We start from the raw sequence: 24,453 nt of genomic DNA, 5'->3' as shown, positions 1-24,453 counted from the left end.
GGGACACGTCCCCTGCGCGAGGAGGCCCCGCATGGATCGCGATCACATCGTCAAAGACATCTCGCTGGCCGATTGGGGCCGCAAGGAGATCGAGATCGCGGAAACCGAGATGCCGGGGCTGATGGCGCTGCGCGCGGAATATGGCGACAGCCGGCCGCTGCAGGGCGCGCGCATCGCCGGATCGCTGCACATGACGATCCAGACCGCCGTGCTGATCGAGACTCTGATCGCGCTGGGCGCCGAGGTGCGCTGGGCCTCGTGCAACATCTTCTCGACACAGGACCACGCCGCCGCCGCAATCGCCCATACCGGCACGCCGGTCTTCGCGGTGAAGGGCGAGAGCCTCGCCGAGTACTGGGCCTATACCGACCGGATCTTCCAGTTCGAGGAGGGTGCGAACCTGATCCTCGACGATGGCGGCGACGCCACGATGTACATCCTCATGGGGGCGCGGGTCGAGGCGGGCGAAACCGGGCTGATCGAGGTCCCGACCTCCGAGGAGGAAACCGCGCTGTTCGAGCAGATCCGCAAACGGCTCGACCAGAGCCCCGGCTGGTTCACCCGGCAGCGCGACGCGCTGCGCGGCGTCTCCGAGGAGACCACGACCGGCGTGCACAGGCTCTACGAACTGCATCGCGAGGGGCGGCTGCCCTTTCCGGCGATCAACGTGAACGACAGCGTAACTAAGTCGAAATTCGACAACCGCTATGGCTGCCGCGAAAGCCTCGTCGACGGCATCCGCCGCGCCACCGACACGATGATGGCCGGCAAGGTCGCGGTGGTCTGCGGCTATGGCGATGTCGGCAAGGGCTCGGCCGCAAGCCTGCGCGGCGCCGGCGCGCGGGTGAAGGTCACCGAGGCCGACCCGATCTGCGCGCTGCAGGCGGCGATGGATGGCTACGAGGTGGTGCTGCTTGAGGACGAGGTGGCGACGGCCGACATCTTCGTCACCGCCACCGGCAACCGCGACGTGATCCGCATCGAGCACATGCGCGAGATGAAGGACATGGCGATCCTCGGCAATATCGGCCATTTCGACAACGAGATCCAAGTCGCCGCGCTGCGCAACCACAAATGGAGCCGGATCAAGGATCAGGTCGACATGATCGAGATGCCCTCGGGCAACCGGATCATCCTGCTCTCCGAGGGGCGGCTCCTCAATCTCGGCAACGCCACCGGGCATCCCTCATTCGTGATGTCGGCCAGCTTCACCAACCAAGTGCTGGCGCAGATCGAGCTCTGGACGAGGGGACAGGAATATCGGCCCGGTGTCTTCGTGCTGCCCAAAGCGCTCGACGAGAAGGTGGCGCGGCTGCATCTGGGGCGGGTCGGCGCGAAGCTGACAGAGCTCAGGCGCGAGCAGGCCGACTATATCGGCGTGCCGATCGAGGGCCCGTTCAAGCCCGAGCATTACCGCTACTAGCGGTCAGGCGAGGATCAGCAGCGCCGCGTAGAGCCCGGCACCCAGCGCAAAGGCCCAGAGCCGGCTCTCGCGCTCCTCCGGCAGTTCCTCCTTGATGACGTTGAGCACCACCGAACCGGCCAGGAAGCCGAACGCCCCGGCGATCCAGCCCTGAGGGATCTCGTAGCCGAGGCTCGCCGCGAAACCGAACAGCACCGCTACCGCCAGCAGCCAGCGCCCCTCGCGCAGGTATCTCGGACCGTGATGGGCATAGAGCGCCCGGTCGTTGACGACGAAATGCAGGCCCAGCGCCAAGGCATAGAGCAGCATGCCGCCCAGTCCCTCCTCGCGCAGCTGCTCTTCGAGCAGGTAGCCCACGAGGAAGTTGTAGATCGCGAAGCCCGCCAGATGCAGCCAGAACGCACCGGCCCCGGATTCCGTCGCGCTGCGGTGCCCGGCATGGCGCTGTGCCATGCGCTCCAGCGCGTAGAACACCACGAGGCCGGTCAGCGCCAGCAGGTAGATCCAGACCTCGAGCGCGCCCTCCTCCGTTTCGCCCTCGCCCGAGAGTTCCCCGAACTCGGCCAGTTCGGGCAGGAGGTGCACGAAGACATAGGCGACCGAGACGCCCCCCGCGGTCGAGAGCCAGACGCTGCGCGGCGTGCGATCGAGAAAGACCAGCCGGGGGCTCAGCAAATGCACCGAGGCGAAGATCAATGCCACGAGGGCGGCGCCGATCTGGTTGCCGATCGCGATCTCCATGGCGGGCCTCCTGCGTCGTATCCCCTTCCCAAACGGCAGGATATCTGGGCAGTTCCCGACAAGACGCGGGGCATTCGAACCGACTTCGCGACATCGAAACGTTGCGCCGAATCCCGCTCCGGCCTAAGCAGGTGGCGTCGGCCAGGACGGCCAGACCCCAGTTTTCGCAGATCCGCCGGGTGGGAGTCCGCGGGTGAGAACGGGGGTGCTGGCGACCCCGCCGCCCCCCGTATACCGCTTCAGAACAGCCCGAGCACCAGCCCCATCACCGCGCAGCCCAGCGCGGCATAGCCGCCATCGATCCCCGCCAGGAACCATGGCCGGTTCGAGTATCCGATGTTGAGCGTGATCCAGGGCGCGATGAACAGCGCCCCGACCGCCAGCCCGCCGAAAAATCCGCCGATCGGCGTCGTGATCCCCGCCAGCCCGAAGCCGTAGCGCATCGTGGCCGCGATGATCAGCATCGCGATGAAGGAGACGAGATAGGGCACCGGCGAGCCACTGTTGGCCGGTTTGCCGTCGGCGCCCACCGGGACCCCGGAGGCCGCCATCCACGGCTTGGCCAGCGCCATGTACCACACCGCGCCCAGCGCGAAGGAGGCCAGCGCCGCCAGCAGGATCGAGAGTATCGCCATACGAGGTCCCTCCGGGTTTTGTCCCAGAGTGCCGCGTTTGCCAGCCGAGTGCTATGCCTCGGCCAGAGATCCTGCGAGTTCGTGGATCACGCGCCACTCATCCTCGGTCACCGGCTGCACCGAGAGGCGTGAATTGTTCACCAGCACCATCTGCGCCAGCCGCGGCTCGGCCTTGATCTCGTCGAGGCTCACCGCCCGGCCCAGCTTGTAGAGTGCGCGGATGTCGACGCATTCCCAGCGCGGGTCCTCGGTCGAGCTGTCGGGATGGATCGTGGCGCAGACCTCGACCACGCCCACCGCCTCCTTGCCGATGTTCGAATGATAGAAGAAGCCGCGATCGCCGATCTTCATCTCGCGCATGAAGTTGCGGGCCTGGTAGTTGCGGATCCCATCCCACTCCTCGCCGGCCTCGCCCTTGGCGACCTGCTGATCCCACGACCAGACGTTCGGCTCGGATTTGAACAGCCAGTAGCGCATCAGCCGATCACCTTCTTCCAGGCGCGGATTTCGACGCTCTCGAACAGCCCGGCACGGGCGTAGGGGTCGTTCTCGGCCCAGTCCTGCGCCGCCTGCAGATCCGCCACGTCGAGGATCACCAGCGATCCGTCCATCTCGCCATTCACGTCGAGGAACGGTCCGGCCATGGTCACCACGCCGGTGGCCTCGATATACTCCAGATGCGCTTCGCGGGTGTCCTTGCGGATCTGCAGCGCGCCCGGCTTGTCGCGGGTGATCAGGGCAAAGCTCATTCTCGTTCCTCCTTAAGGGGTCTGTTGATCAGCGCGTCGAGCGCCTGCAGCGGGGTCAGCTCGCCCGCGACCATGCGCGCGGTCACGGCCGAGATCGGCATGTCGAGCCCGCGCGCCGCGGCAAGCCCGGTAACGGCGCGCGCGGTCGCGGCACCCTCGACCGTGGTGGCGGCGTCGAAGCTTTCGCCCCGGCCCAGCGCGAGGCCGTAGCGGTAGTTGCGCGATAACTCCGACGAGCAGGTCAGCACCAGATCGCCGAAGCCCGACAGGCCCATCAGCGTCTCGGGCCGGGCGCCGAGACTGGCGGCGAGGCGCTGCATCTCGGCGAAGCCGCGGGTCATCAGCGCGGCGCGGGCGCTGTCGCCCAGACCCGCGCCGATGCAGGCGCCGCAGGCGATGGCGACGACGTTCTTAAGCGCGCCGCCCAGCTCGGCGCCAGTGACGTCGGCCGTGCGGTAAAGCCTGAGGCTGGGCGTCGAGAGCGCGTGCTGCAGCGCCGCGCCGCAAGGCGCGTCCGCGCAGGCCAGCGTCAACGCGGTGGGCAGGCCGCGCGCGATGTCGGCGGCAAAGCTCGGCCCGGTCAGAAGCGCCGGCGTGGCCGAGGGCACGGCCTCGGCGATGATCGCGGTCTGACCGGTCAGGCTGTGCAGATCGATGCCCTTGGCGCAGGCCACGAGCACCTTGCCCGCAAGCGTCTCGGCATGGGCGGTAACGAAGCCGCGCGTCGCCTGCGCCGGCAGCGCGAGCAGGATCGTGTCGCAGGCGAACAGCGCCGAGAGGTCCGAGACCGGCGCGACGCCGTCGGGCAGCGTCACCTCGGGCAGCCGCGCCACCCGCCGCGCCTCGCGCATCGTCTCGACGGCCGCCGCGTCGCGGGCCCAGAGCGTCACCTCGCGCCCCGCCTGCGCCAGCGTCACCGCCAGCGCCGCGCCGAAGGCCCCTGCTCCCGCGATCCCGATCCTCATGCCGTGCTCCTCACGCCTTCGCCCCCTTGCGACCCGAGCCGATCATCGGCGCCGCCCGCGCGTCGAGCGGCCAGCGCGGCCGCGCCGCAAGCCCGAGCCCGTCGGCCTCGCCCGCCGCGAGACGGCCCAGCCCCGCGAAGGCGATCATCGCCGCGTTGTCGGTGCACAGCGCTAGCGGCGGTGCCGAAAACGCCACGCCGCGCTCGGCACAGAGCTCCTGCAGCGCCTCGCGGATCGGGCCGTTCGCGGCGACGCCGCCAGCCACGGCAAAGGCCGGGCGCGCTGGTGCCAGCTCGAGATAGAGGTCCAGCGCCCGGCGGGTCTTTTCACGCAGGATCTCGACCACCGCCGCCTGGAAGCCCGCGGCGAGATCGGCGCGGGCGGCGCGGGTCAACCCGCCGGCCGCCGCCATCTCGGCGTCGCGGGCCCGCAGCAGCGCGGTCTTGAGGCCTGAGAACGACATGTCGCAGCCGGGGCGGTCGAGAAGCGGTCGCGGCAACGCGATCCGGGCCGGATCGCCCGCCCGCGCCTCGGCCTCGACCGCCGGGCCGCCGGGCTGCGGCAGGCCCAGAAGCCGCGCGGTCTTGTCGAAGGCTTCGCCCGGCGCGTCGTCGATCGTGCCGCCAAGCCGGCGGAACGCGTCCTCGCCCTCGACCACGAGGAACTGGCAATGCCCGCCCGAGACCAGCAGCATCAGATAGGGAAACTCGAGCCCGTCGGTGAGCCGCGGCGTCAGCGCATGGCCCGCGAGATGGTTGACGCCGATCAGCGGCAGGCCGGTGGCGGCCGAGAGCCCCTTGGCCAGCATCACGCCCGACAGCACTCCGCCGATCAGCCCCGGCCCGGCGGTCACGGCGATGCCGTCGAGATCGGCGATACCGATCCCCGCCTGCTCCAGCGCCGCCTCGACGCAGTGATCGAGCACCTCGGCATGGGCGCGCGCCGCGATCTCGGGCACGACGCCACCGAACGCCGCGTGCAGCTCGGCCTGACCGCGCACCACCGAGGAGAGCACCCGCGCCGCGCCATCCTCGCGTCGCACCACCGCCGCCGCGCTGTCGTCGCAGCTCGATTCGATGCCGAGGATGGTGAGTCTGGCCATGTCCGCTCCGCTTGCGCCCGCGCCCCGTGCAGCTACCATCCCCGCCTGCCGCGAACAATGCCGCGAAGGGGAGAGGATGTCCGCGATGCCAGAGCCGACCCTGCTGTTGACGCGGCCCGAACCGGCGGCGCGGCGCTTTCTGGCGGAGCTGGAGATCCGGGCCGGGCGGCACCTCGAGGCGGTGATCGCGCCGCTGATGCGGATCGATGAGATGACGCCGCCGCGTCCGGCCCGCAGCCCTGCCGCGCTGATCCTGACCTCCGAGCGCGGCGCATGGGGCGCGGCGCGCATGGGCTATACCGGCCTGCCCGCATGGTGCGTCGGGCCACGCACTGCCCAGGCGGCGCGGCTGGCGGGTCTCGACCCGCGCCCGGGCGGCGGCACCGCCGAGACGCTGCTTGCCGCGATCCTGAAGGCACCGGATGAGGGACCGCTTCTGCACCTGCGCGGCGACCACCAGCGCGGCGATCTCGCGGACCGGCTGCGCGCGGCCGGGCGCGGCTGCGACGAGGCGGTGGTCTATGCGCAGACCGCCCGTCCCCTCTCCGAGGCGGGGCGGGACCTGCTGTCGGGCCGCGCCCCGGTCGTCGCCCCGGTGTTTTCGCCGCGCAGCGCCGCGCTGCTCGCCGCCTGCGGGCCCATCGCCGCGCCGCTGGCGCTGGTGGCGATCAGCGCCGCCGCAGCAAGACCGCTATCGAAGCTCGGCCCGCCGGTCACGCTGGCAGCGCGCCCCGATGCGGATGCGATGATCGACGCAACCCTTGAGGCCCATGCGACGTTCGGTTGCAGGGACCCGATGCGGGGCGGCGGCGCTTGAGGCGCCGCACGGGGCGGGCTAGGGTCTGCAAATGCTGCGGCGGCACGGATAAATCCGACGCGATCGGGGACGGAAGGGACAGGGTTTTGGCACGAAAGACGACAGGCACACCCGGCAGGCCCGCCGGTGCGAAGACAGGCGCGGCACCGCGATCCGGCGAGACCGACCGCGAGAAAAGCGCCGCCACGCCCGGCGAAGCCACCTCCGCCACGCCCGGCTCCGGCACCGTGCAGGGCGGCGCGACGCCCCCCAAGACCAACCCCGCGCCGGAGACCGGCAAGACCGCGACGCCCGCCAAGGAGAGCGACACGCCCAGCGCGCCGCGCCAGGCCAGCGCGGCGGTGGATCTGGGCACCACCTCGCGCCCGGCAGCCACCACCGCAGGATCGATGCCCGCCGTGACGCGCAGCCCGCGCGCGGCCGGTGCCGACAAGCCCACCGAAGAGACCACTGAAAAGGCCGCAACGGCCGCCGAAAAGGCACCGAAGACCGGCGATCCCGCCAGCGTCCGGACCTCGGAAGCGCGCGACCCCGCCACTGCGACGCCTGCGACGCCGCAGACCACTGCTCCGCCGAGCCGTGCCTCGGGCTTCGGGGCCGGTCTGCTGGGCGGCCTGATCGCCGCGGCGCTGGGCCTTGGCGCGGGCTGGATCTGGCTTAACAACAGCCAGCGCGGCGAAGAATTCGAGGCGCGGCTCGCGACGATCGAGGGCGAGATCGCACCTCTTGCAGACGGGCTCGACGGTCTGCGCGCCCAAAGCGAAACCGGGCTGTCCGAGCTGGGCAAACGTCTCGACGGCGTCGAGACCGGCCTGACCGAGATGAACACCCGGATCGAGACCCTCGAAACCCGTCTCACCGAAGCCGAGGCCAGCGCCGGCCCCGACGGCACTCTGGCGCGCGAGGCGGTGGCCCGTTGGCAGTCCGAGGTCGACGCGCTGCGCGCCGATCTCGAGGCGCAGGCGCAGGAGATCGCGGGGATGGCCGAACAGGCCGCCCAGCAGGTCGCCACCGCCGGGCGCACCGCCGAGCAGATCGAGGCCGAGGCCGCCGCCGTCGCCGCCCGCGCCCGGGCCCGCGCTACACTGGCCGAGATCGAAGCCGCGCTGGAAACCGGCGAGCCCTACCCGGCGCTGATCGAGGAATTGCAGGCCACCTCGCCCACCGAGATCCCGCAAGGGCTCAGCGCTCCCGCCGCCGAGGGCGTGGCGAGCCGCTCCGAGCTGATCGAGGCCTTTCCCGAACCGGCCCGCGCCGCCTTGGCCCGGGCCCGCCGCGAGGGGCTGTCCGGCGAGGAGGGCGGCCGCGTCGCCGGTTTCTTCCGCGACACGCTGCAACTGCGCTCCACCGCGCCGGTCGAGGGCGAGACCACCGACGCCGTGCTGTCGCGGGCCGAGGCCGCGCTGCGCGACGGTCGCCTGCAGGCGGCGCTCGACGAGATCGCTGCGCTGCCCGAACCGGTCCGCGAGGCGCTGTCCGACTGGATCGCCCCGGCCCGCACCCGTGCCGAGGCGCTCGCCGCCGCCGACACCCTGTCGCAATCCCTGACCGAGAATTGAGGCGCCGCACATGCTCCTGTCCCTGATCAAGATCCTGGCCTTCGTCGCCGCCGTGGCGGGCCTCACCTGGGGCGCCGCGCGGCTCACCGACGTGACCGGCGGGGCCGAGATTGCCATGGCGGGCTACGAGGTCACGCTCGGGCCGCTGCAGCTGGTGCTGGCGATCGCGCTCTTGGCGCTTCTCGGTTGGCTGCTGTTCAAGGCGCTGGGCCTGCTCCTGGCCCTGCTGCACTTCATCAATGGCGACGACACCGCGGTCAGCCGCTGGTTCTCGCGCTCGCGCGAGCGCAAGGGCTACAAGGCGTTGGGCGATGGCCTCGTCGCGCTCGCCGCGGGCGAGGGCGAGGCGGCGATGGCCAAGGGCCGCAAGGCCGAGCGTTACCTGCGCCGCCCCGAGATCACCTCGATCCTGGTGGCTCAAGGCGCCGAGCTGGTGGGCGACCGCAAGACCGCCGAGGGCGCCTATCGCGATCTGGTGAAGATCGACCGCACCCGCTTTGTCGGGGTGCGCGGGCTGATGCGCCAGCGCCTCGCCGAGGGCGACACCGATACCGCGATGAAGCTCGCCCAGAAGGCGTTCGAGCTGAAGCCGCGCCATGTCGAGACGCAGGACACGCTGCTCCGGCTACAGGCCGAGGCGCATGACTGGTCCGGCGCCCGCGCCACCCTCGAGGCCAAGCGCCGCTCCGGCGCGCTGCCGCGCAACGTGGTCCGGCGCCGCGACGCGGTTCTGGCGCTGTCCGAGGCGCGCGACGTGATCGACGAGACCGCCAGCATCGAGATGCGCGAGAAGGCGATCGAGGCGAACCGGCTGTCGCCGGACCTGATCCCCGCCGCCGTCATGGCCGCGCGCAGCTACCTCGCCGTCGGCAACACCCGCTACGCCACGCGGGTGATCCGCAAGGCCTGGGAGGCGGAGCCGCATCCCGACCTCGCGCAGGTCTTTGCCGAGATTGCCCCCGAAGAGGACGCGCAGGCCCGGCTCAAGCGCTTTTCGGTGCTGCTCAAGGCGCGGCCCGACCACTCCGAGACGCGGATGCTCGAGGCCGAACTGATGATCGCGGCCGAGCAGTTCAACGAGGCGCGGCGCGCGCTCGGCGATCTGGTCGAGACCGACCCGACCGCCCGCGTGCTGACGCTGATGGCGGCGATCGAGCGCGGCCGCGGCGCCGACGACGCGGTGGTGCGCGGCTGGCTGACCCGGGCGCTGACCGCGCCGCGCGGGCCGCAATGGGTCTGCGAGAACTGCCACAACGTGCACCCGCACTGGGAGCCGGTCTGCTCGAACTGCCATGCCTTCGACACGCTGGGCTGGACCCGTCCGGCCGAAAGCGGCACGACGCTGCCGCGCGGCACCGAGATGCTGCCTCTGATTGTTGGCGGCGGTGTCGGCCGCGCCGAGGCACCGGTGCCCGCGGTGGCCGAGGTGCGCGAGGCCGGCGCCACCGCCTCGCCCCTGCCCGCCCGCGACGCCGCCGCCTCCATGCCGCGCACGAACGGCGACAAGGAGATGGACGAGGCGGAGATCGTCGTGCCGCAAGGCGACAATACCGCTGCCCGGTCCGAGGCGGAGGTCGTGACCGAAGGGCGAAAATAGCCCTTTTCCCTCCGGCGCCCGGGTGCTAAGAGGCGCCCGGGCGCCGCTGTAGCTCAGCTGGTAGAGCACGTCATTCGTAATGATGGGGTCGGGGGTTCGAGTCCCTTCAGCGGCACCACCCAAATCTCCAAAGCATTGGAACACCTCGGCTTTTGATCGGATCAGGCCAAGGCGTAGTACATGCCGGAGTACATTTCTGCCCCTCGCTGCTTCCTCAAGGATGACGTCTTCTACTTCCAGCATCGGGTGCCGACGGAGCTGAGACGCCATTACACGACATCAAGGATCTCGTAGTCGCTTCAGACTGGGTCGGCGCGAGTGGCAGCTGCACGGGCCGTGTGTGCGGGGCAAGATGTGTATGTCAGCCCGACAATGGACGAAGCGGGTTCCACGTCCCACCGAGGAAAGATCGGAGGCTGTGATCTCTCCATTCCTTGGTAAATATTTTACCGTTTGGACAAAGTCTTCAAAATGCCTGTTTCGTTAGCAAGTTGCGCCTTGATTAAGCAACAGAGGTTTCGAGCAAGTCAAAGAGGAGGATATCCGAATGACGATCTCCACTATTGGCCAGCAGCTCGACCCGCTCTGGCAAGCCGCGCAGAATGCCGCATCCGCGACCCCTACTACTACTACTACTACTACTACTACTAGTTCTGATCCATCGCCATCTAGCGGAACACAAACTTCCCCCGCGATCATCATGGATATTTCCGGGGATACTAGCAGTGGCTCCGCCAGTACGACGACCATGACGAAGGCGGAGCGAGACGCGGCGAAGGCTGCTCTGAAGGCCCAAGAAGAGGCGGCAGAGGCTCAGGCGAAGGCCGAAGAGGAAGCACTCGAAGCGGCAGAGAAAGCCGCCAAGGAGGCTGCAGAGGCTGCTGAAGACGTTGCAAAGGCCGAGGCCAAAGCCGCTGAGGAAGCAGCAGAGGCGCAGGCCAAGGCCGAGGAAGAGGCTCTTGAAGCAGCCGAAAAGGCGGCCAAGGAAGCCGCTGAGGAGGCGGAAGATCTGGCCAAGGCTCAGGCCAAGGCCGACGAGGAAGCTGCCGAAGCTGCTGCAAAGGCGGCGAAGGACGCCTCCAGGAGTGAAGGTGATCCAGTTGCCGGGCCTGCTGGAGCAACTGCCGCGCCAGGAACGGATGGCGCCAAAGAGAATGGCTTCATTGACGAAACCGGCACTGTCGCCAGTCGCGCCTCCGAGAACTCCAAGGCCACTGAGCGTGCTGGCCCGAAGGAGAAAGGCTGGAATAGGAATGATGACTCCATGATCGCGGCCGCTCGTCCCGGCGAGGCCCAGAAAGTTGAAGAGGATGTAGATATCGCCGCGTCGCGTGCAGCGGCCGAGCGGGTACAAGCCAAGATGATGCAGGAGTCCGTTATCTCCCTGATCGGCAGTACCGATAAAGTGGGCATCACGCTCGCGCCTATCGAGAACGTTTCGACAGAACGAGCTGGCGGCTCCTACGCAGCGGCCACGCCCAAGCCGGACTCAGCAGAGGCCAAGCAACGCGTGTCAGTGGCAGCCTGACGTGGGAAGGGCCAGGAAACACATCGTCCCGGCCCACCTCTCCGCATGCCACTCCGCATCTCCCTCATGGTCCTGAGAAGCCTGAGATCGCGCACGGATCACCCAGGCGTCGATCCGAACAACCGTGCATCGGGGGAAGCGTGAGGATTGGGTCACGGCTACGGGGAAGGTCCTCCCGCTGAACTCGGCGCCCGAGGGAGCGAGCCGAGATCCCACATCCGCGCCGTGACCCTTGCAAGCGACCAAGCAGTACTCATCAACCCACGAAACGAGGGTACCATCCCTGCCGTTCCTGATCTAAAGTAAACGTCCGGAGACATCCGGTCTGTACGGGTTCCGACAAAGCCGGGAGCCGCCTCTCCAGACATGTGCCGCATGTATCCCGGAGAAGCGTCAGCGGGGGCTGCGCTTGGCCAAGATCCGCTGCAAGGTGCGGCGGTGCATGCCCAGACGCCGTGCCGTCTCGCTGACATTGCGATCGCACAGCTCGTAAACCCGCTGGATGTGCTCCCAGCGCACCCGGTCGGCGCTCATCGGGTTCTCGGGCGGCGGCGGCAGCGCGTCGTCACGCGCCAGAAGCGCGTTGGTCACTTCGGTCGCATCGGCGGGCTTGGACAGGTAGTCGGTCGCACCGATTTTCACCGCCGCCACTGCCGTGGCGATGGCGCCATATCCGGTCAGCACCACGATCCGCGCCTCCGGCCGGCTTTCGCGCAGCACCTCGACCACGTCGAGCCCGTTGCCGTCCTCGAGCCGCAGATCGACCACCGCATAGGCTGGCGGGGTCTGCGTGGCGATGCGCCGCCCCTCCTCGACCGTGCCGGCGAGCGTCACCGTGAAACCGCGCTTTTCCATCGCCTTGCCGAGACGTTTCAGAAAGGCCTCGTCGTCATCGACCAGCAGCAGGCTCGGGTCCGGGCCGAGATCGATCGCCTCTGCGTTCATGTCCGGGTCTCCTCTTGGACGTTCGGGGAAGCTAGCTTCGGCCCCTGCCGGGTCAATCCACCGCCTCGACGAGGCAGGCGGTGCGGCGCGCCACTTCCTCGGGGCCGTCGTCGCGCTTGAAGAACTCCACCGTGCCCTCCTCCGGCAGCACCAGATAAGTCATCGTCTGGTGGTTCATCAGGTAATAGTCGGGATCGTCGTCGGCGCGGGCGTAATAGGTCGAATAGGCCTTGGCCGCGGCGGCGACCTGCTCCTCGCTCCCTGACAGCCCGACCATCTCGGGATGCATGTTGGCGGCGTAGTCGCCCATCACCTCGGGCGTGTCGCGCGCCGGGTCAACGGTGATGAAGACAGGCTGCGCCTCGATGCCGTGATCCTCGGCGAGGATGTCGACGGCGGCGGCGTTGCGGGCATTGTCGACCGGGCAGACGTCCGGGCAGGAGGTATAGCCGAAATAGACGAGGCTCGGCTCGGTGATGACATCGGCGTCCGTGACCTCGCGCCCGGCACCGTCGAGCAGGGTGAACGGCCCGCCGAGCCGGTCGAAGCCGCCCGCGACATTGCCGGTGCGGCAGGCGGCGAGACGGTCCGAGGGCGCGAGGATCGTGGTGGCGATCAGCGCGCCGCCCACGATGGTGGCGACGATGCCTGCGGCGGCAATGGCGATGGGGCGCTGCATGCGAACTCCTGTGGGGCGGGCCGCCGCATTGATGGCGGCGCGAGGGCTGCCTATCAATGGTCCTCATTGACGCACAAGCCGGAGCCGCGCCTTGCCCCTTCACGATTCAGAGTTGGCGATGCTGCGCGATTTCGGCCGCCGCAACCGGGTCCGGGTCAGGACCCAGATCCTGCTGCGCTGGATCGCGCTGGCCGGGCAGACCGGCGCGGCACTGGTCGCGGCGCTGGTTTACGGCCTCGTCTTTCCCACCGGGCTGGTGGCGATCACCATCGGCGTCGCCGGCATCGCCAACCTGCTCGCGGCCTTCCTGCTGCCTTCGGCGCGGCGGCTGAGCGAGGGTGAATCCACCGCGATGCTGGTCTTCGATATCGTCCAGCTTTCGGTGCTGCTGTGGCTCACCGGCGGCATTTCCAATCCCTTTGCGCTCCTGATGCTGGCCCCGGTCACCATCTCGGCCACGATGCTGCGGCTGCCCGGCGTGCTGCTGGTGGGCGGGCTGGCGCTGGTCTCGGTGACGGTACTCTGGCTGTGGAGCATGCCGATCCTGTCGCCGCAGATGACCCCGCTCGCGCCGCCCGAGCTGCTGCGCTTCGGCTTCTGGCTGGCGATGGCGATCGGCATCACCTTCATCGGGCTCTACGTGCGAAGGGTGACGCTCGAGCGGCAGGCGATGGGCGACGCACTGGCCGCGACGCAGCTGGCGCTGGCGCGCGAGCAGAAGCTGACCGATCTGGGCGGCGTCGTCGCGGCGGCCGCGCACGAACTGGGCACGCCGCTCGCCACCATCACCCTGACCGCCTCCGAGCTGGCCGACGATCTCTCGGACAGCCCCGAACTGGCCGAGGACGCGGCGCTGATCCGGGCCCAGGCGATCCGCTGTCGCGACATCCTGCGCTCCATGGGACGGGCGGGCAAGGAGGACACGCATCTGCGGCAGGCACCGCTCGAGGCGGTGGTGCGCGAGGCCGCCGAGCCGCATCTGGCGCGCGGCCGCGAGGTGGTCTTCGCGGTCGGGGCCGAGCCCGGCGCCGAGGAGGATATCGAGTTCCAGCCGGTGATCCATCGCCGGCCCGAGATCGTGCACGGGTTGCGCAACCTGATCCAGAACGCCGTCGATTTCTCGGCCGGCCGGGTCGAGATCGACCTCGCCTGGACCGCCGACAGCGTCATGGTGACGATCGAGGATGACGGGCCCGGTTTTCCGCCGGGGCTGATCGAGCGGATCGGCGACCCGTTCATGCGATCGCGCCGCAGGCCCGGCTACGAGGGGATGGGGCTGGGGCTGTTCATCGCCAAGACGCTGCTGGAGCGGTCCGGCGCGCGGCTGAGCTTCGCCAATGGCGGCGACCGGCTGCGGGCCAGCGGCGTCGCGGCGGGCGGTGCCATCGTCATGGTGGCCTGGCCGCGCGCCGCGCTGGAGGCGCAGCCCGGCGCGAACGAGCCCAATCCGCATTTTCTTCCCTGAACGTTACGTCGCCATTCAAGGACGCCACGTCGCGAGCGGTGCAGGCGCCGTTAAGGTTAACACCCGGTTAAGGGTTGGTTTCCACTCTGGGTCGACACTCCTTGAGGTTGCGTGTCCCATGCCCTTGCCACCCTTGCTCTCGCTCCTGCTCGTCATCTGCGTCTCGACCCTGTCGGCGACGATGATCGTGGTCCTGCTCGGCCGGATGACGAGCCGGCCCAAAACCGCGCCCCCTCCCGCCCCTCGAAGCGTGTTCCTGTTCGACGGCGATTGCCTGATCGATGCCAGCGCCCCGGCGCGGCGCCTGCTCGACCGGCTCGACGGGGTAGGCACCGAGCGCGACCTGCTCACCGGGCTTCTGGAACACCGCTTTCCGGGCCTTGGCGCACGGCTGCGAAACCTGGAGGGCGACGGCCAAAGCCGGCTCGAGGCGCGCGGCGGCATCGGTCGGATCGAGATCGAACATTGGGACGGGTTGCTGCGGCTGACCCTGTGCCCCGACGGGACCTCCGACCTGACCCGCGAGGCGGTCGATGCGATCGCCTTCGCGGCGCTTCAGGACGAGCTGGAGACCCTGCGCTGCATCGGCGAAGACGCGCCGCAGCTGATCTGGAAGCTCGACCCCGAGGGACGGCTGAGCTGGGCCAACCGCGCCTATATGCGGCTCGCCGAGGCGCGGCGGCAGGCGCATGACCCGCCTTGCCCGACCGGGGATGTCGACTGGATGCCGGGCGAGCTGTTCGAGGCGCCGGGCTTCGAGCCCGCCGGCCCCGACCGCGAGCGTTGCCGCACCAGCCTGTCGCTCGGGGAGGCGCGCCGCAGCTGGTTCGAGATCACCCGCATCAAGCGCGGCGCGGAACACGTGCATTTCGCGCTCGACGTGACCGAGGTCGTCGAGGCCGAGCAGGCCCGACGCAAATTCGTGCAGACCCTGACCAAGACCTTCGCGCAGCTCGCCATCGGCCTCGCCATCTTCGACCGCGACCGCAAGCTGGTGATGTTCAACCCTGCCTTTCACGACCTGACCGGCCTGCCGATCGCCTTCCTGAGCTCGCGCCCGCAGGTGCAATGCGTGCTCGATCGCCTGCGCGACCGCAACATGCTCCCCGAGCCCAAGGATTACACCAGCTGGCGCGAACAGGTCGCCGCGCTCGAGGCGCAGGCGGCGCGCGGCACCTATTGCGAGACGTGGTCGCTGCCGGGTGGCCAGACCTACCGGGTGACCGGGCGGCCGCATCCCGACGGCGCGGTGGCCTTCCTGTTCGAGAATATCAGCGCCGAGATCTCCCTGACCCGGCACTTCCGGGCCGGGCTCGATACGGCGCGGGCGGTGCTCGACACGCTGCCCGAGGCGATCGCGGTGTTCTCGGCCGGCGGCACGCGGCTGCTGCATAATGGGGTCTACGCGGCGCTGTGGGACCTGCCCGAGGGCGGTCTCGCCGAGATCGGGCTGACCGAGGAGATCGCCCGCTGGCAGGCGCTGGTCGCGCCCTCTCCGGTGCTGGGCGAGCTGCGCGATTTCGCCACCGCCTTCGGCGAGCGGGCCGAATGGTGCGACCGGCTCCGGCTCAATGACGGGCGCGGCCTGAGCTGCCGCTTCACGCCGCTGCCCGGCGGCGCGACGCTGGCGAGCTTCTGGCCCGACGCGCCCGAGGCGCCCTGCATCGCGGCCCGGGCCAACGGCGGTGCGGAGTCCGCGCTGGTCCGCGCACGCGGCGGCTGAGCGGCGTTTCGGCTTGCAGCACACGGCCCAGCGCCTAGGTTGCGGCCATGACCCTGTTGGCCGGACCGATCCCCCTTTCCGACGAATCGCACAGCCTGGCGCTGGCCCGTCGGCTCGCGCCGCATCTGCGCGCGGGCGACACGCTGCTGCTCTCGGGGCAGATCGGCGCGGGCAAGAGCTTTTTCGCCCGCGCCCTGATCCGCGCCCGCATCGGCAATCCCGACGAAGAGGTGCCCTCGCCCACCTTCACGCTGGTGCAGAGCTACGAGGCGCCCGGCGGCGAGATCTGGCATTGCGATCTCTATCGGCTCTCCGACCCTTTCGAACTGGTCGAGCTGGGGCTCGAAGAGGCGATGGGCCGCGCGATCTGCCTGATCGAATGGCCCGACCGGATGGGCGAGATGGCCCCGCCCGAGGCGCTGTCGCTCGACTTCGAGGCGCGCGCCGACGGGCATCGGCTGAGCATTCGCGGTCCCGAGAGCTGGCGCGCGCGGCTGGAGCCGGTCCTTGGCTGAGATTGACGCCTTCCTCGCCCGTCATGGCCTTGGCGGCCATGCCCGCACCCCGCTGGCAGGCGACGCCTCGTCGCGGCGCTACGAGCGGCTGCAGGATCCCTCGGGCGAGAGCCTGATCCTGATGATCTGCCCGGCCGACACGCTGCCCGCGCTCGATGCCTTCCTGGCCATCGCGCGGCACCTGACCGGGCTCGGCCTCTGCGCGCCGCACATCTACGCGCTCGACCGCGCGGCGGGGCTCGCGGTGCTCGAGGATCTCGGTCCGACCCAAGTGGCGCAGTGGGCCGAGGCGCATCCCGGCGACACGGCCCCCTACGAAACCGCGATCGACGTGCTGGCACGGCTGCAGTTGGCGCCAGCGCCCGAGGGGCTCGCGGCGCTGACGCCCGGGATCGGGGCCGAGATGATCGCGCCCTTGGGCGAATGGTACGCGCCCGGGCTCGAGCTCGCGCCGCTGCGAGAGGCTCTGCAACGCGCGCTGGAGCGGCACGCGCCGACGGCCTCGGTGCTGGCGCTCAGGGACTACCACGCCGAGAACCTGATCTGGCGCCCCGGGCGCCACGGCACCGACCGGATCGGCCTGCTCGACTTTCAGGACGCGCTGCTGGCGCCGCCCGAATACGATCTGGTGTCGTTGCTGCGCGACGCGCGGCGCGACGTCTCGGACCGGCTCCGCGCCGCGATGATCGCCCGTTTCGCCGAGGCCACCGGCCGCGCGCCGGAGGCGGTCGAAGCCGCCTGTGCCGTGCTCGGACTGCAGCGCAACCTGCGCATCCTCGGCATCTTTGCCCGCCTCGCCAAGCGCGACGGCAAGACCCGCTACCTTGCGCTGATGCCCCGCGTCTGGGGGCAGATCCGCGCCGATCTCACGCATCCGGCGCTGGCCGAGCTTCGACCCCACGCCGCCGCCATTCCCGCCCCCCTGCATGCTCCCGAGGAGACCGCTTCATGACGACCCAAGGGACGCCCAGCGCCATCATGATCTTTGCTGCCGGGCTCGGCCGCCGCATGGGGCCGCTCACGGCCCACCGGCCCAAGCCGATGGTCGAGGTCGGGGGGCGGCCGCTGATCGACCACGCGCTCGATTTGACCGTACCGCTGATGCCGCTCAGGCGCGTCGTCAACCTGCATCACCGGGGCGAGGTGCTGCGCGAGCATCTTCAGGGCCGCGACGTGATCCTGTCGGACGAGACCGACAAGCTGCTGGAGACCGGGGGCGGCCTGAGAAAGGCGCGGCCGCTGCTCGGGCCGGGGCCGGTGTACACGCTCAATTCCGACGCGATCTGGTCCGGGCCGAACCCGCTCACCGCGCTCAAACGCGCATGGGACCCGTCGCGCATGGAGGCGCTGTTGCTGCTGCTCCCGCGCGAGAACGCGCTGGGCCATACGGGGCAGGGCGATTTCCTCGTCGATGCCGAGGGGCGGCTGTCGCGCGGGCCGGGCCATGTCTATTCGGGCGCGCAGATCATCGTGCCGGACGGGCTCGACGCGATACCCGAAGACGCTTTCTCGCTGAACCTTCTGTGGAACGAGATCGCGGCGCGGGGCAGGCTCTTTGGCGTGGTGCATGACGGGCGCTGGTGCGATGTCGGCCGCCCCGACTGCATCCCCCTGGCCGAAGAGATGCTGCAAGGTACACATGCCGTCTGAGAGCTTTCGCGACGCCGGGCCCTTCTCGGATACCGGCCCCACCCATCTCTACGCCCTGCCCTGCGGCGTCGATTTCGCCGAAGGCCTCGTCGCGGGTCTGCGCGCGCGCTTCGGCGACAAGGGCCCCGAGGCCATGGCCCGGGTCACCGTCTATCTGGGCACCAACCGGATGCGCCGCCGGGTGCGCGACATCTTCGATCAGGGCCCGGCGACGCTGCTGCCGCGGCTGCGGCTGATCACCGATCTGGCGCTCGACCCGATGGGGCCGGAGCTGCCGCTGCCGGTCAACGGGCTGCGCCGCAGGCTGGAGCTGACGCAGCTCGTGTCGCGGCTGATCGAGGCGCAGCCCGATCTCGCGCCCCGTGCAGCGCTCTACGACCTTTCCGATAGCCTCGCGGGTCTGATGGACGAGATGCAGGGCGAGGGGGTGTCGCCCGACGACATCGCCGGTCTCGACGTGACCGACCTCTCGGGCCACTGGGCCCGCTCGCTGCAATTCCTCAACATCGTCAACGTCTGGTTCGGCCCGGACGCCGCCCCGGACCGCGAGGCGCGCCAGCGCATGGCGGTGGAGCGGCTGATCGAGAGATGGGCCGAGGAGCCCCCCACCGACCCGGTGATCGTCGCGGGCTCCACCGGATCGCGCGGGGCGACGGCGCTGCTTTTGCAGGCGGTGGCGCGGCAGGCGCAAGGTGCGGTGGTGCTGCCCGGCGTCGACATGGACCAGCCGCAGGAGGTGTGGGAGCGGCTCGACGAGGCGCTCGCCGCCGAGGACCACCCGCAGTTCCGGTTTCGCCGGATCCTGCGGATGCTCGAGATGGAGGCCGGCGATCTGCGGCTGTGGCACGACACGCCCGCCCCCTCGCCCGAACGCAACCGGCTGGTCTCGCTGTCTCTGCGCCCCGCGCCGGTCACCGACCAGTGGCGCGACGAGGGGCCGGACTTGGGCGATCTCGGCCCCGCCACCGAAGGGCTGACGCTGCTCGAAGCGCCGTCGCCCCGGATGGAGGCCGAGACCATCGCGCTGCGGATGCGCGCCGCCGTGGACGAGGGCAAGACCGTGGCGCTGGTCACCCCCGACCGGATGCTGACGCGGCAGGTTTCGGCAGCGCTCGACCGCTGGGATCTCGTGGCCGATGACAGCGCCGGCGTACCGCTGCCGCTGACCCCGCCGGGACGGTTCCTGCGGCTGGTGTCCGAGATCATGGGCGAACGGCCCGGCCCTTCAGCGATCCTGTCGCTGCTCAAGCACCCGCTTTGCCATTCGGGACAGGATCGCGGCCCGCACCTGCTGCGTACCCGAGAACTGGAGCTGGCACTGCGCCGCGAGGGCGCGGCCTATCCCGAGGCTGCTCTGCTCAGGCGCTGGGCCGAGAAGACGGGCGAGCGCGACACCGGCCGCATGGTCTGGGCCGACTGGCTCTGCGAGGCGCTGGGCCTCGTGCCCGAGGCGGGCGACCGGCCGCTCGCCAAGCATCTGGATTGCCATCTGAAGCTGGCCGAATGCCTCGCCTCCGGCCCCGGTGCCGAGGGCAGCGGCGGGCTCTGGGACGAAGCGGCGGGACGCGCCGCGCGGCAGGCCTGCGAGGGGCTTGCCGAACACGCCGAGGCAGCGGGCGAGATGGGCACGCGCGACTACCGCTCGCTGTTCCTTGGCGTTCTGCGCCGGGTCGAGGTGCGCAACCCTGATATCGGTCATCCGCAGGTGCTGATCCGCGGCACGCTCGAGGCGCGGGTGCAGGGCGCCGATCTGACCATCCTCGCCTCGATGAACGAGGGGTCGTGGCCCGAGGCCCCGCCCGCAGATCCATGGCTCAATCGCAAGATGCGGGCGCAGGCGGGGCTGCTGCTGCCCGAGCGGCGGATCGGCCTGTCGGCGCATGACTACCAACAGGCGGTGGCGGTGCGCGAGGTCTGGATCACCCGCTCGACCCGTTCATCGGATGCCGAGACCGTGCCCTCGCGCTGGATCAACCGGCTGACCAACCTGCTCGAGGGCCTGCCCGATCAGGGCGGCCGCGCGGCGCTGGCCGGGATGCGGGCGCGCGGCGCCGACTGGCTCGCCCGCGCCACCGCGCTCTCGGTGCCCGAGGCCCGGGTGCCGCCCGCGCCGCGCCCGTCGCCGCGCCCGCCGGTGGCGGCGCGGCCCGACCGGCTTTCGGTCACGACGATCCGCACCCTGATCCGCGACCCCTACACGATCTATGCCCGCCACGTGCTGCGGCTGCGTGCGCTCGACCCGCTGACGCCCAGCGCCGATGCGGCGCTGCGCGGCACGGTGCTGCACAAGGTGTTCGAGACCTTCCTGCGGGACGGCATCGCCCCCACCGACCCGGGCGCCAAGGCGCGGCTGATGGCGGTGACCGAGCAGGTGCTCGAAGCGGAGTGCCCATGGCCCACCGTGCGCCGGCTCTGGATCGCCCGGATCGCCCGGATCGCGGACTGGTTCCTGCGCACCGAGGCCAAGCGGCAGGCGCTGGCCACGCCAAGTCATTTCGAAATCGACGGTTCGTCCGGCATGGAGGATCTGGGCTTCACCCTGACCGCGCAGGCCGACCGGATCGACATCGGCGAGGACGGACTCAGGATCTATGACTACAAGACCGGGGCGCCGCCCAGCGTGCCGCAGCAGAAGATCTTCGAGAAGCAGCTGCTTCTGGAGGCGGCGATGGCCGAGCGCGGCGGCTTCAAGAACGTGGAGGCGGGCCGCGTCGCGGGGGCGGCCTATATCGGCCTCGCCGGACAGGGCACTACCGTCGACGCGCCCATCGACGAGATCCCGCCGGACCTCGTCTGGTCGCAGCTGCGCGATCTGATCGCACGCTGGCAGGATCCCGGACGCGGCTATTCGGCCCGCATGGCAATGATGAGCGACAAGGACCGCAGCGATTACGACCACCTGTCGCGCTTCGGCGAGTGGGACTTCTCCGAAACGGCCCGAGGGGAGGATGTCGGATGATCCGCGACGACGCGACCGAGCGGCAGGTCCGCGCCGCCGATCCGGCCAATTCGACATGGCTCTCGGCCAATGCCGGATCGGGCAAGACCCGCGTGCTCACCGACCGGGTGGCGCGGCTGCTCCTGGATGGCACCGACCCGCAGAACATCCTGTGCCTGACCTACACCAAGGCCGCCGCCTCCGAGATGCAGAACCGCCTGTTCCGGCGCCTGGGCGAATGGGCGATGATGGAGGACACGGAGCTCAGGGACGCGCTGGAGCGGCTCGGCACGCCGCAGGCGATCTCGCTGCGCTCGGCCCGCACGCTGTTCGCCCGCGCGATCGAGACGCCCGGGGGCTTGCGCATCCAGACCATCCACTCCTTCTGCGCGGGTCTGCTGCGCCGCTTTCCGCTCGAAGCCGGGGTCAGCCCGCAATTCACCGAGATGGAGGACCGCACCGCGCAGCTTCTGCGCGCCGAGGTGGTCGACGCCATGGCCTCGGGGCCCGAACGGGCGCTCGTGGACGCGCTGGCGCTGCAGGCGCCCGAAGGCGATTTCGACGCGCTCCTGTCGGAGATCACGGCGCGGCGCGAGACCTTTCTCGACGCCCCGGACGAGGCCGCCTTGGCGCGCTATTTCGACGTCCCCGCCGGGCTGACGCTCGAGCGGTTCTACGATGTCTGCCTGGAGCCGGATGATTTCGAACTGCTGGGCGCGCTCAGGCTGCTGCTGCGCAAGGGCACTGTAACCGATCAGAAGGCCGCCGACAGGCTCGACGCAGTCGATCTGAGGGCCGCCCCCGGCCCGGCGCTGCTCGACCTGCTGGAGGGCCTGTTCCTATTCGGTGCCAAGGCCGCCGCTCCCTTCGGCGCCAAGATCGGCAAGTTCCCCACCAAGAAGCTGCGCGAGAGCGATCCGGCGCTGATCGAGCAGCTCGACGATCTGATGGCCCGGATCGAGGAGGGCCGCGCCACCCGTTTGGCGCTGGTGGCGCTGGAAAAGACCCGCCATCTCGACGCCTTCGCCCGCGCCTTCGTGCCCGCCTATGAGCGGCGCAAGCTCTTGCGCGGCATGCTCGATTTCGACGATCTGATCGGCAAGGCGCGCAAGCTTCTGACCGACCCGGCGGTGGCGCAATGGGTGTTGTTCCGGCTCGATGGCGGCATCGACCACATCCTCGTGGACGAGGCGCAGGACACCAGCCCGGCGCAATGGGCGGTGATCGAGCGGCTGGCGCAGGAATTCGCTGCCGGAGAGGGTGCGCAGCCCGACCGCAACCGCACGATCTTCGTCGTCGGCGACAAGAAGCAGTCGATCTACTCCTTCCAGGGGGCCGATCCCGAGGGCTTCGACCGGATGCAGCAGCATTTCGCGGAGCGGCTCGAGGCGGCGGGCGCGGGTCTGAACCGGCTCGATCTGGAGCACAGCTTCCGCTCCTCCGAGGCGGTGCTGCGGGCGGTGGATGCGACCTTCGTGGGCCCGCATCGCGAGGGGCTCGGCGTCGAGGTGCCGCACCGGGCGTTCAAATCCGCGATGCCGGGCCGCGTGGATCTGTGGCCCACGGTCGAAAAGCCCGCGACCGAAGCCGAGGAGGCCGACTGGACCGACCCGGTGGACCGACCCGGCGAGACCGCCCCCTCGGTCGAGCTGGCCCGGCGCATCGCCGAGGAGATCGTCCGCATGAAGGCCGAGGAGACGATCCCGGTCGAGCGCGGGCATTCCGGCGTCTATGATCGCCGCCCCGTCAGCGAGGGCGACGTGCTGATCCTCGTGCAGCGGCGCTCGGCACTGTTCTCCGAGATCATCCGCGCCTGCAAGGCGGCCGGGCTCAACGTCGCCGGGGCCGACCGGCTGCGGATCGGCGGCGAGCTGGCGGTCAAGGACATCGCGGCGGTGCTGCGCTTTCTGGCGCTGCCGGAGGACGACCTGTCGCTTGCCTGCGCGCTGCGCTCGCCGCTGCTGGGTTGGAGCGAGAACGACCTCTATCGCCTCGCGCAGGGCCGCCCCGGCCATCTCTGGCCACAGCTGCGCGACCGGCGCGAGGCGTTTCCCGAAACCATGGGCGTGCTCGACGACATGCGGCGCCAGGCCGATTACCTGCGCCCCTACGACCTGATCAATCGGCTGCTGCTGCGCCACGATGGCCGCCGCAAGCTTCTGGCCCGGCTTGGGCCCGAGGCCGAGGACGGGATCGACGCGCTGCTCAGTCAGGCGCTGTCCTACGAGCAGTCCGAGGTGCCGGGGCTCACCGGCTTCCTCGAATGGCTCGAGACCGATGATCTGGAGATCAAGCGGCAGGCGGAATCCGCAGGCGACCGGCTCAGGGTGATGTCGGTGCATGGCGCCAAGGGTCTCGAGGCGCCGATCGTGATCCTGCCCGATACCGCCAAGCGCGACGTACGGCTGCGCGACCGGCTCTATGACGCGGGCGGGGCGCAGCTCTGGGCCGGCGCCGCGGCCGAGATGCCGCCGCCGATGCAGGAATTGCGCGAGGGGCTGATCGACGCGCAGGAGCGCGAGCGGCGGCGGCTTCTCTACGTGGCGATGACCCGGGCCGAAAGCTGGCTCATCCTCTGCGCCGCCGGCGATACCGGCGAGGCGGGCCAGAGCTGGCACGCCACGGTGGCCGAGGGTCTGGACCGGCTCGGCGCCGCTGCCGCGCCGATGCCGGGCGGCGAGGGGCGGCGCTTTGTGCATCTCGACTGGGCCTGCGGCGATCTGCTGCCGCCCCGCGCGGCGGCGATCGCCCTGCCCCCGGCCCCGGTCTACCCGGCCGTCACCATGCCTGAGGAGGCCACGCCGATCCTCAGCCCGTCGGATCTCGGCGGCGCCAAGGTGCTGCCAGGCGACAGCGACCCCGACGAGGGCGAGGTCGCGCGGGCGCGCGGCACGCTGATGCACCTGCTGCTCGAACACCTGCCCGCACTGCCCGAAACCAGCCGGGAAGCTCAAGGGCGCCGCCTGCTCGACAATGCCGAGGAGGCGGCCGAGGCTGGCGAGACCGAGAGCCTGCTCGCCGATGCACTGGCGCTGGTCTCGGCCCCGGGGCTGGAGCCGGTCTTTGCCCCCGGCACGCTGGCCGAGGCCGCGATCACCGCCGATCTGCCGCAGCTGGGCGGGCGGCGGCTGCACGGCGCGATCGACCGGTTGTTGATCGAGGAGGACCGCGTGCTCGCCATCGATTTCAAGACCAACCGCATCGCGCCGGAGGGGCCCGAGGACACGCCGGAGGGCATCCTGCGGCAGATGGGAGCCTATGCGGCAATGCTGGCGCGGCTCTGGCCCGACCGGCGGGTCGAGACGGCGATCCTGTGGACCGCAACGGCGCGGCTGATGCCCCTGCCCCATGATCTCGTCATGGCGGCCTTGCGCCGGGCCGCCCATTGACGCGCCTACCCCGCATCCTTACGTCTCTCACCC

At 70.2% G+C, this 24,453-nt stretch carries 20 protein-coding genes and 1 tRNA gene; 13 read left to right on the top strand and 8 right to left on the bottom strand.

The features are described 5' to 3' along the window. The first annotated feature begins 31 nt into the window (after positions 1–31). Entirely contained in the window at positions 32–1,423 is a 1,392-nt protein-coding gene (gene ahcY, locus LOS8367_RS04320) for an adenosylhomocysteinase (protein ID WP_085895217.1), read from the top strand. 3 nt (positions 1,424–1,426) lie between these two features. Here ahcY and LOS8367_RS04315 read toward each other — a convergent pair whose 3' ends face one another. The 6 genes from LOS8367_RS04315 to tsaD all read right to left on the bottom strand — a co-directional run bounded on the left by LOS8367_RS04315 (position 1,427) and on the right by tsaD (position 5,615). Then, positions 1,427–2,164, bottom strand: coding sequence for a ZIP family metal transporter (locus LOS8367_RS04315; RefSeq protein WP_085895216.1), 738 nt, complete (start codon positions 2,162–2,164; stop codon positions 1,427–1,429). Positions 2,165–2,403: 239 nt separating this feature from the next. Continuing rightward, positions 2,404–2,799 carry a DUF1761 domain-containing protein gene (locus LOS8367_RS04310; RefSeq protein ID WP_085895215.1) on the bottom strand — a complete coding sequence of 132 codons (396 nt, stop codon included), beginning with the start codon at positions 2,797–2,799 and terminating at the stop codon, positions 2,404–2,406. 51 nt (positions 2,800–2,850) lie between these two features. Further along, positions 2,851–3,276 carry an EVE domain-containing protein gene (locus LOS8367_RS04305; RefSeq protein ID WP_085895213.1) on the bottom strand — a complete coding sequence of 142 codons (426 nt, stop codon included), beginning with the start codon at positions 3,274–3,276 and terminating at the stop codon, positions 2,851–2,853. Beyond that, positions 3,276–3,548: a YciI family protein gene (locus LOS8367_RS04300; RefSeq protein WP_085895212.1), complete on the bottom strand. Its 273-nt coding sequence runs from the start codon at positions 3,546–3,548 to the stop codon at positions 3,276–3,278. The genes LOS8367_RS04305 and LOS8367_RS04300 overlap by 1 nt, the downstream gene beginning before the upstream one ends. After that, a complete protein-coding gene (locus LOS8367_RS04295) occupies positions 3,545–4,513 on the bottom strand; it encodes an NAD(P)H-dependent glycerol-3-phosphate dehydrogenase (protein ID WP_085895211.1) in 969 nt (322 codons plus the stop codon). The genes LOS8367_RS04300 and LOS8367_RS04295 overlap by 4 nt, the downstream gene beginning before the upstream one ends. Before the next feature lie 10 nt (positions 4,514–4,523). Beyond that, positions 4,524–5,615, bottom strand: coding sequence for a tRNA (adenosine(37)-N6)-threonylcarbamoyltransferase complex transferase subunit TsaD (tsaD, locus tag LOS8367_RS04290; RefSeq protein ID WP_085895210.1), 1,092 nt, complete (start codon positions 5,613–5,615; stop codon positions 4,524–4,526). A gap of 85 nt (positions 5,616–5,700) precedes the next feature. Here tsaD and LOS8367_RS04285 point away from each other — a divergent pair, with 85 nt between their 5' ends. From LOS8367_RS04285 to LOS8367_RS04265, 5 genes are all read left to right on the top strand, one after another. Continuing rightward, positions 5,701–6,432 (top strand): uroporphyrinogen-III synthase, encoded by a 732-nt coding sequence (locus LOS8367_RS04285; RefSeq protein WP_085895209.1) that lies wholly within the window; start codon positions 5,701–5,703, stop codon positions 6,430–6,432. Positions 6,433–6,518: 86 nt separating this feature from the next. After that, positions 6,519–7,991, top strand: a complete 1,473-nt coding sequence (locus LOS8367_RS04280) for a COG4223 family protein (RefSeq protein ID WP_085895208.1) — start codon at positions 6,519–6,521, stop codon at positions 7,989–7,991. A gap of 10 nt (positions 7,992–8,001) precedes the next feature. Continuing rightward, positions 8,002–9,588, top strand: a complete 1,587-nt coding sequence (locus LOS8367_RS04275; protein WP_085895207.1) for a heme biosynthesis protein HemY — start codon at positions 8,002–8,004, stop codon at positions 9,586–9,588. Between the two features lie 42 nt (positions 9,589–9,630). Continuing rightward, a tRNA-Thr gene (locus LOS8367_RS04270) sits at positions 9,631–9,706 on the top strand. 582 nt (positions 9,707–10,288) lie between these two features. Continuing rightward, a complete protein-coding gene (locus LOS8367_RS04265; RefSeq protein ID WP_085895206.1) occupies positions 10,289–11,116 on the top strand; it encodes a hypothetical protein in 828 nt (275 codons plus the stop codon). A 393-nt stretch (positions 11,117–11,509) separates the two neighbouring features. On the opposite strand, the gene LOS8367_RS04260 is transcribed toward LOS8367_RS04265, so the two are convergent. Both LOS8367_RS04260 and LOS8367_RS04255 read right to left on the bottom strand, forming a co-directional pair. After that, positions 11,510–12,061 (bottom strand): ActR/PrrA/RegA family redox response regulator transcription factor, encoded by a 552-nt coding sequence (locus LOS8367_RS04260; RefSeq protein ID WP_085895205.1) that lies wholly within the window; start codon positions 12,059–12,061, stop codon positions 11,510–11,512. Positions 12,062–12,113: 52 nt separating this feature from the next. Beyond that, complete coding sequence (locus tag LOS8367_RS04255) at positions 12,114–12,740, bottom strand: SCO family protein (protein ID WP_085895204.1); 627 nt, start codon at positions 12,738–12,740, stop codon at positions 12,114–12,116. Positions 12,741–12,831: 91 nt separating this feature from the next. Between LOS8367_RS04255 and regB the strand changes: the two genes are divergently transcribed. From regB to addA, 7 genes are all read left to right on the top strand, one after another. Further along, positions 12,832–14,205, top strand: coding sequence for a sensor histidine kinase RegB (gene regB / locus LOS8367_RS04250; RefSeq protein ID WP_242665498.1), 1,374 nt, complete (start codon positions 12,832–12,834; stop codon positions 14,203–14,205). Between the two features lie 118 nt (positions 14,206–14,323). Further along, positions 14,324–15,928 (top strand): PAS-domain containing protein, encoded by a 1,605-nt coding sequence (locus tag LOS8367_RS04245; RefSeq protein WP_085895203.1) that lies wholly within the window; start codon positions 14,324–14,326, stop codon positions 15,926–15,928. A 47-nt stretch (positions 15,929–15,975) separates the two neighbouring features. Further along, positions 15,976–16,443: a tRNA (adenosine(37)-N6)-threonylcarbamoyltransferase complex ATPase subunit type 1 TsaE gene (tsaE, locus tag LOS8367_RS04240; protein WP_085895202.1), complete on the top strand. Its 468-nt coding sequence runs from the start codon at positions 15,976–15,978 to the stop codon at positions 16,441–16,443. Next, positions 16,436–17,395 (top strand): aminoglycoside phosphotransferase family protein, encoded by a 960-nt coding sequence (locus LOS8367_RS04235; protein ID WP_085895201.1) that lies wholly within the window; start codon positions 16,436–16,438, stop codon positions 17,393–17,395. The genes tsaE and LOS8367_RS04235 overlap by 8 nt, the downstream gene beginning before the upstream one ends. After that, positions 17,392–18,093 carry a nucleotidyltransferase family protein gene (locus LOS8367_RS04230; RefSeq protein WP_085895200.1) on the top strand — a complete coding sequence of 234 codons (702 nt, stop codon included), beginning with the start codon at positions 17,392–17,394 and terminating at the stop codon, positions 18,091–18,093. Before LOS8367_RS04235 ends, LOS8367_RS04230 begins: the two co-directional genes overlap by 4 nt. Beyond that, positions 18,083–21,052: a double-strand break repair protein AddB gene (addB, locus tag LOS8367_RS04225; protein WP_085895199.1), complete on the top strand. Its 2,970-nt coding sequence runs from the start codon at positions 18,083–18,085 to the stop codon at positions 21,050–21,052. Before LOS8367_RS04230 ends, addB begins: the two co-directional genes overlap by 11 nt. Continuing rightward, the gene (gene addA, locus LOS8367_RS04220) at positions 21,049–24,420 is read left to right on the top strand and encodes a double-strand break repair helicase AddA (protein ID WP_085895198.1); all 3,372 of its coding nucleotides are present in this window, start codon (positions 21,049–21,051) and stop codon (positions 24,418–24,420) included. The genes addB and addA overlap by 4 nt, the downstream gene beginning before the upstream one ends. Positions 24,421–24,453: the final 33 nt, after the last annotated feature.

It is taken from the genome of Limimaricola soesokkakensis (genome assembly GCF_900172345.1).
Classification (GTDB): Bacteria; Pseudomonadota; Alphaproteobacteria; order Rhodobacterales; family Rhodobacteraceae; genus Limimaricola; species Limimaricola soesokkakensis.
This window is presented reverse-complemented; position numbering and strand designations above follow the sequence as displayed.

What these genes read in the sequence shown, in the direction of transcription:
- ahcY (WP_085895217.1), top strand. Translation starts at nt 32, where the DNA reads ATGGATCGCGATCACATCGTCAAAGACATCTCGCTGGCCGATTGGGGC.
- LOS8367_RS04315 (WP_085895216.1), bottom strand. Translation starts at nt 2,164, where the DNA reads ATGGAGATCGCGATCGGCAACCAGATCGGCGCCGCCCTCGTGGCATTG.
- LOS8367_RS04310 (WP_085895215.1), bottom strand. Translation starts at nt 2,799, where the DNA reads ATGGCGATACTCTCGATCCTGCTGGCGGCGCTGGCCTCCTTCGCGCTG.
- LOS8367_RS04305 (WP_085895213.1), bottom strand. Translation starts at nt 3,276, where the DNA reads ATGCGCTACTGGCTGTTCAAATCCGAGCCGAACGTCTGGTCGTGGGAT.
- LOS8367_RS04300 (WP_085895212.1), bottom strand. Translation starts at nt 3,548, where the DNA reads ATGAGCTTTGCCCTGATCACCCGCGACAAGCCGGGCGCGCTGCAGATC.
- LOS8367_RS04295 (WP_085895211.1), bottom strand. Translation starts at nt 4,513, where the DNA reads ATGAGGATCGGGATCGCGGGAGCAGGGGCCTTCGGCGCGGCGCTGGCG.
- tsaD (WP_085895210.1), bottom strand. Translation starts at nt 5,615, where the DNA reads ATGGCCAGACTCACCATCCTCGGCATCGAATCGAGCTGCGACGACAGC.
- LOS8367_RS04285 (WP_085895209.1), top strand. Translation starts at nt 5,701, where the DNA reads ATGCCAGAGCCGACCCTGCTGTTGACGCGGCCCGAACCGGCGGCGCGG.
- LOS8367_RS04275 (WP_085895207.1), top strand. Translation starts at nt 8,002, where the DNA reads ATGCTCCTGTCCCTGATCAAGATCCTGGCCTTCGTCGCCGCCGTGGCG.
- LOS8367_RS04265 (WP_085895206.1), top strand. Translation starts at nt 10,289, where the DNA reads ATGGATATTTCCGGGGATACTAGCAGTGGCTCCGCCAGTACGACGACC.
- LOS8367_RS04260 (WP_085895205.1), bottom strand. Translation starts at nt 12,061, where the DNA reads ATGAACGCAGAGGCGATCGATCTCGGCCCGGACCCGAGCCTGCTGCTG.
- LOS8367_RS04255 (WP_085895204.1), bottom strand. Translation starts at nt 12,740, where the DNA reads ATGCAGCGCCCCATCGCCATTGCCGCCGCAGGCATCGTCGCCACCATC.
- LOS8367_RS04245 (WP_085895203.1), top strand. Translation starts at nt 14,324, where the DNA reads ATGCCCTTGCCACCCTTGCTCTCGCTCCTGCTCGTCATCTGCGTCTCG.
- tsaE (WP_085895202.1), top strand. Translation starts at nt 15,976, where the DNA reads ATGACCCTGTTGGCCGGACCGATCCCCCTTTCCGACGAATCGCACAGC.
- LOS8367_RS04230 (WP_085895200.1), top strand. Translation starts at nt 17,392, where the DNA reads ATGACGACCCAAGGGACGCCCAGCGCCATCATGATCTTTGCTGCCGGG.
- addB (WP_085895199.1), top strand. Translation starts at nt 18,083, where the DNA reads ATGCCGTCTGAGAGCTTTCGCGACGCCGGGCCCTTCTCGGATACCGGC.
- addA (WP_085895198.1), top strand. Translation starts at nt 21,049, where the DNA reads ATGATCCGCGACGACGCGACCGAGCGGCAGGTCCGCGCCGCCGATCCG.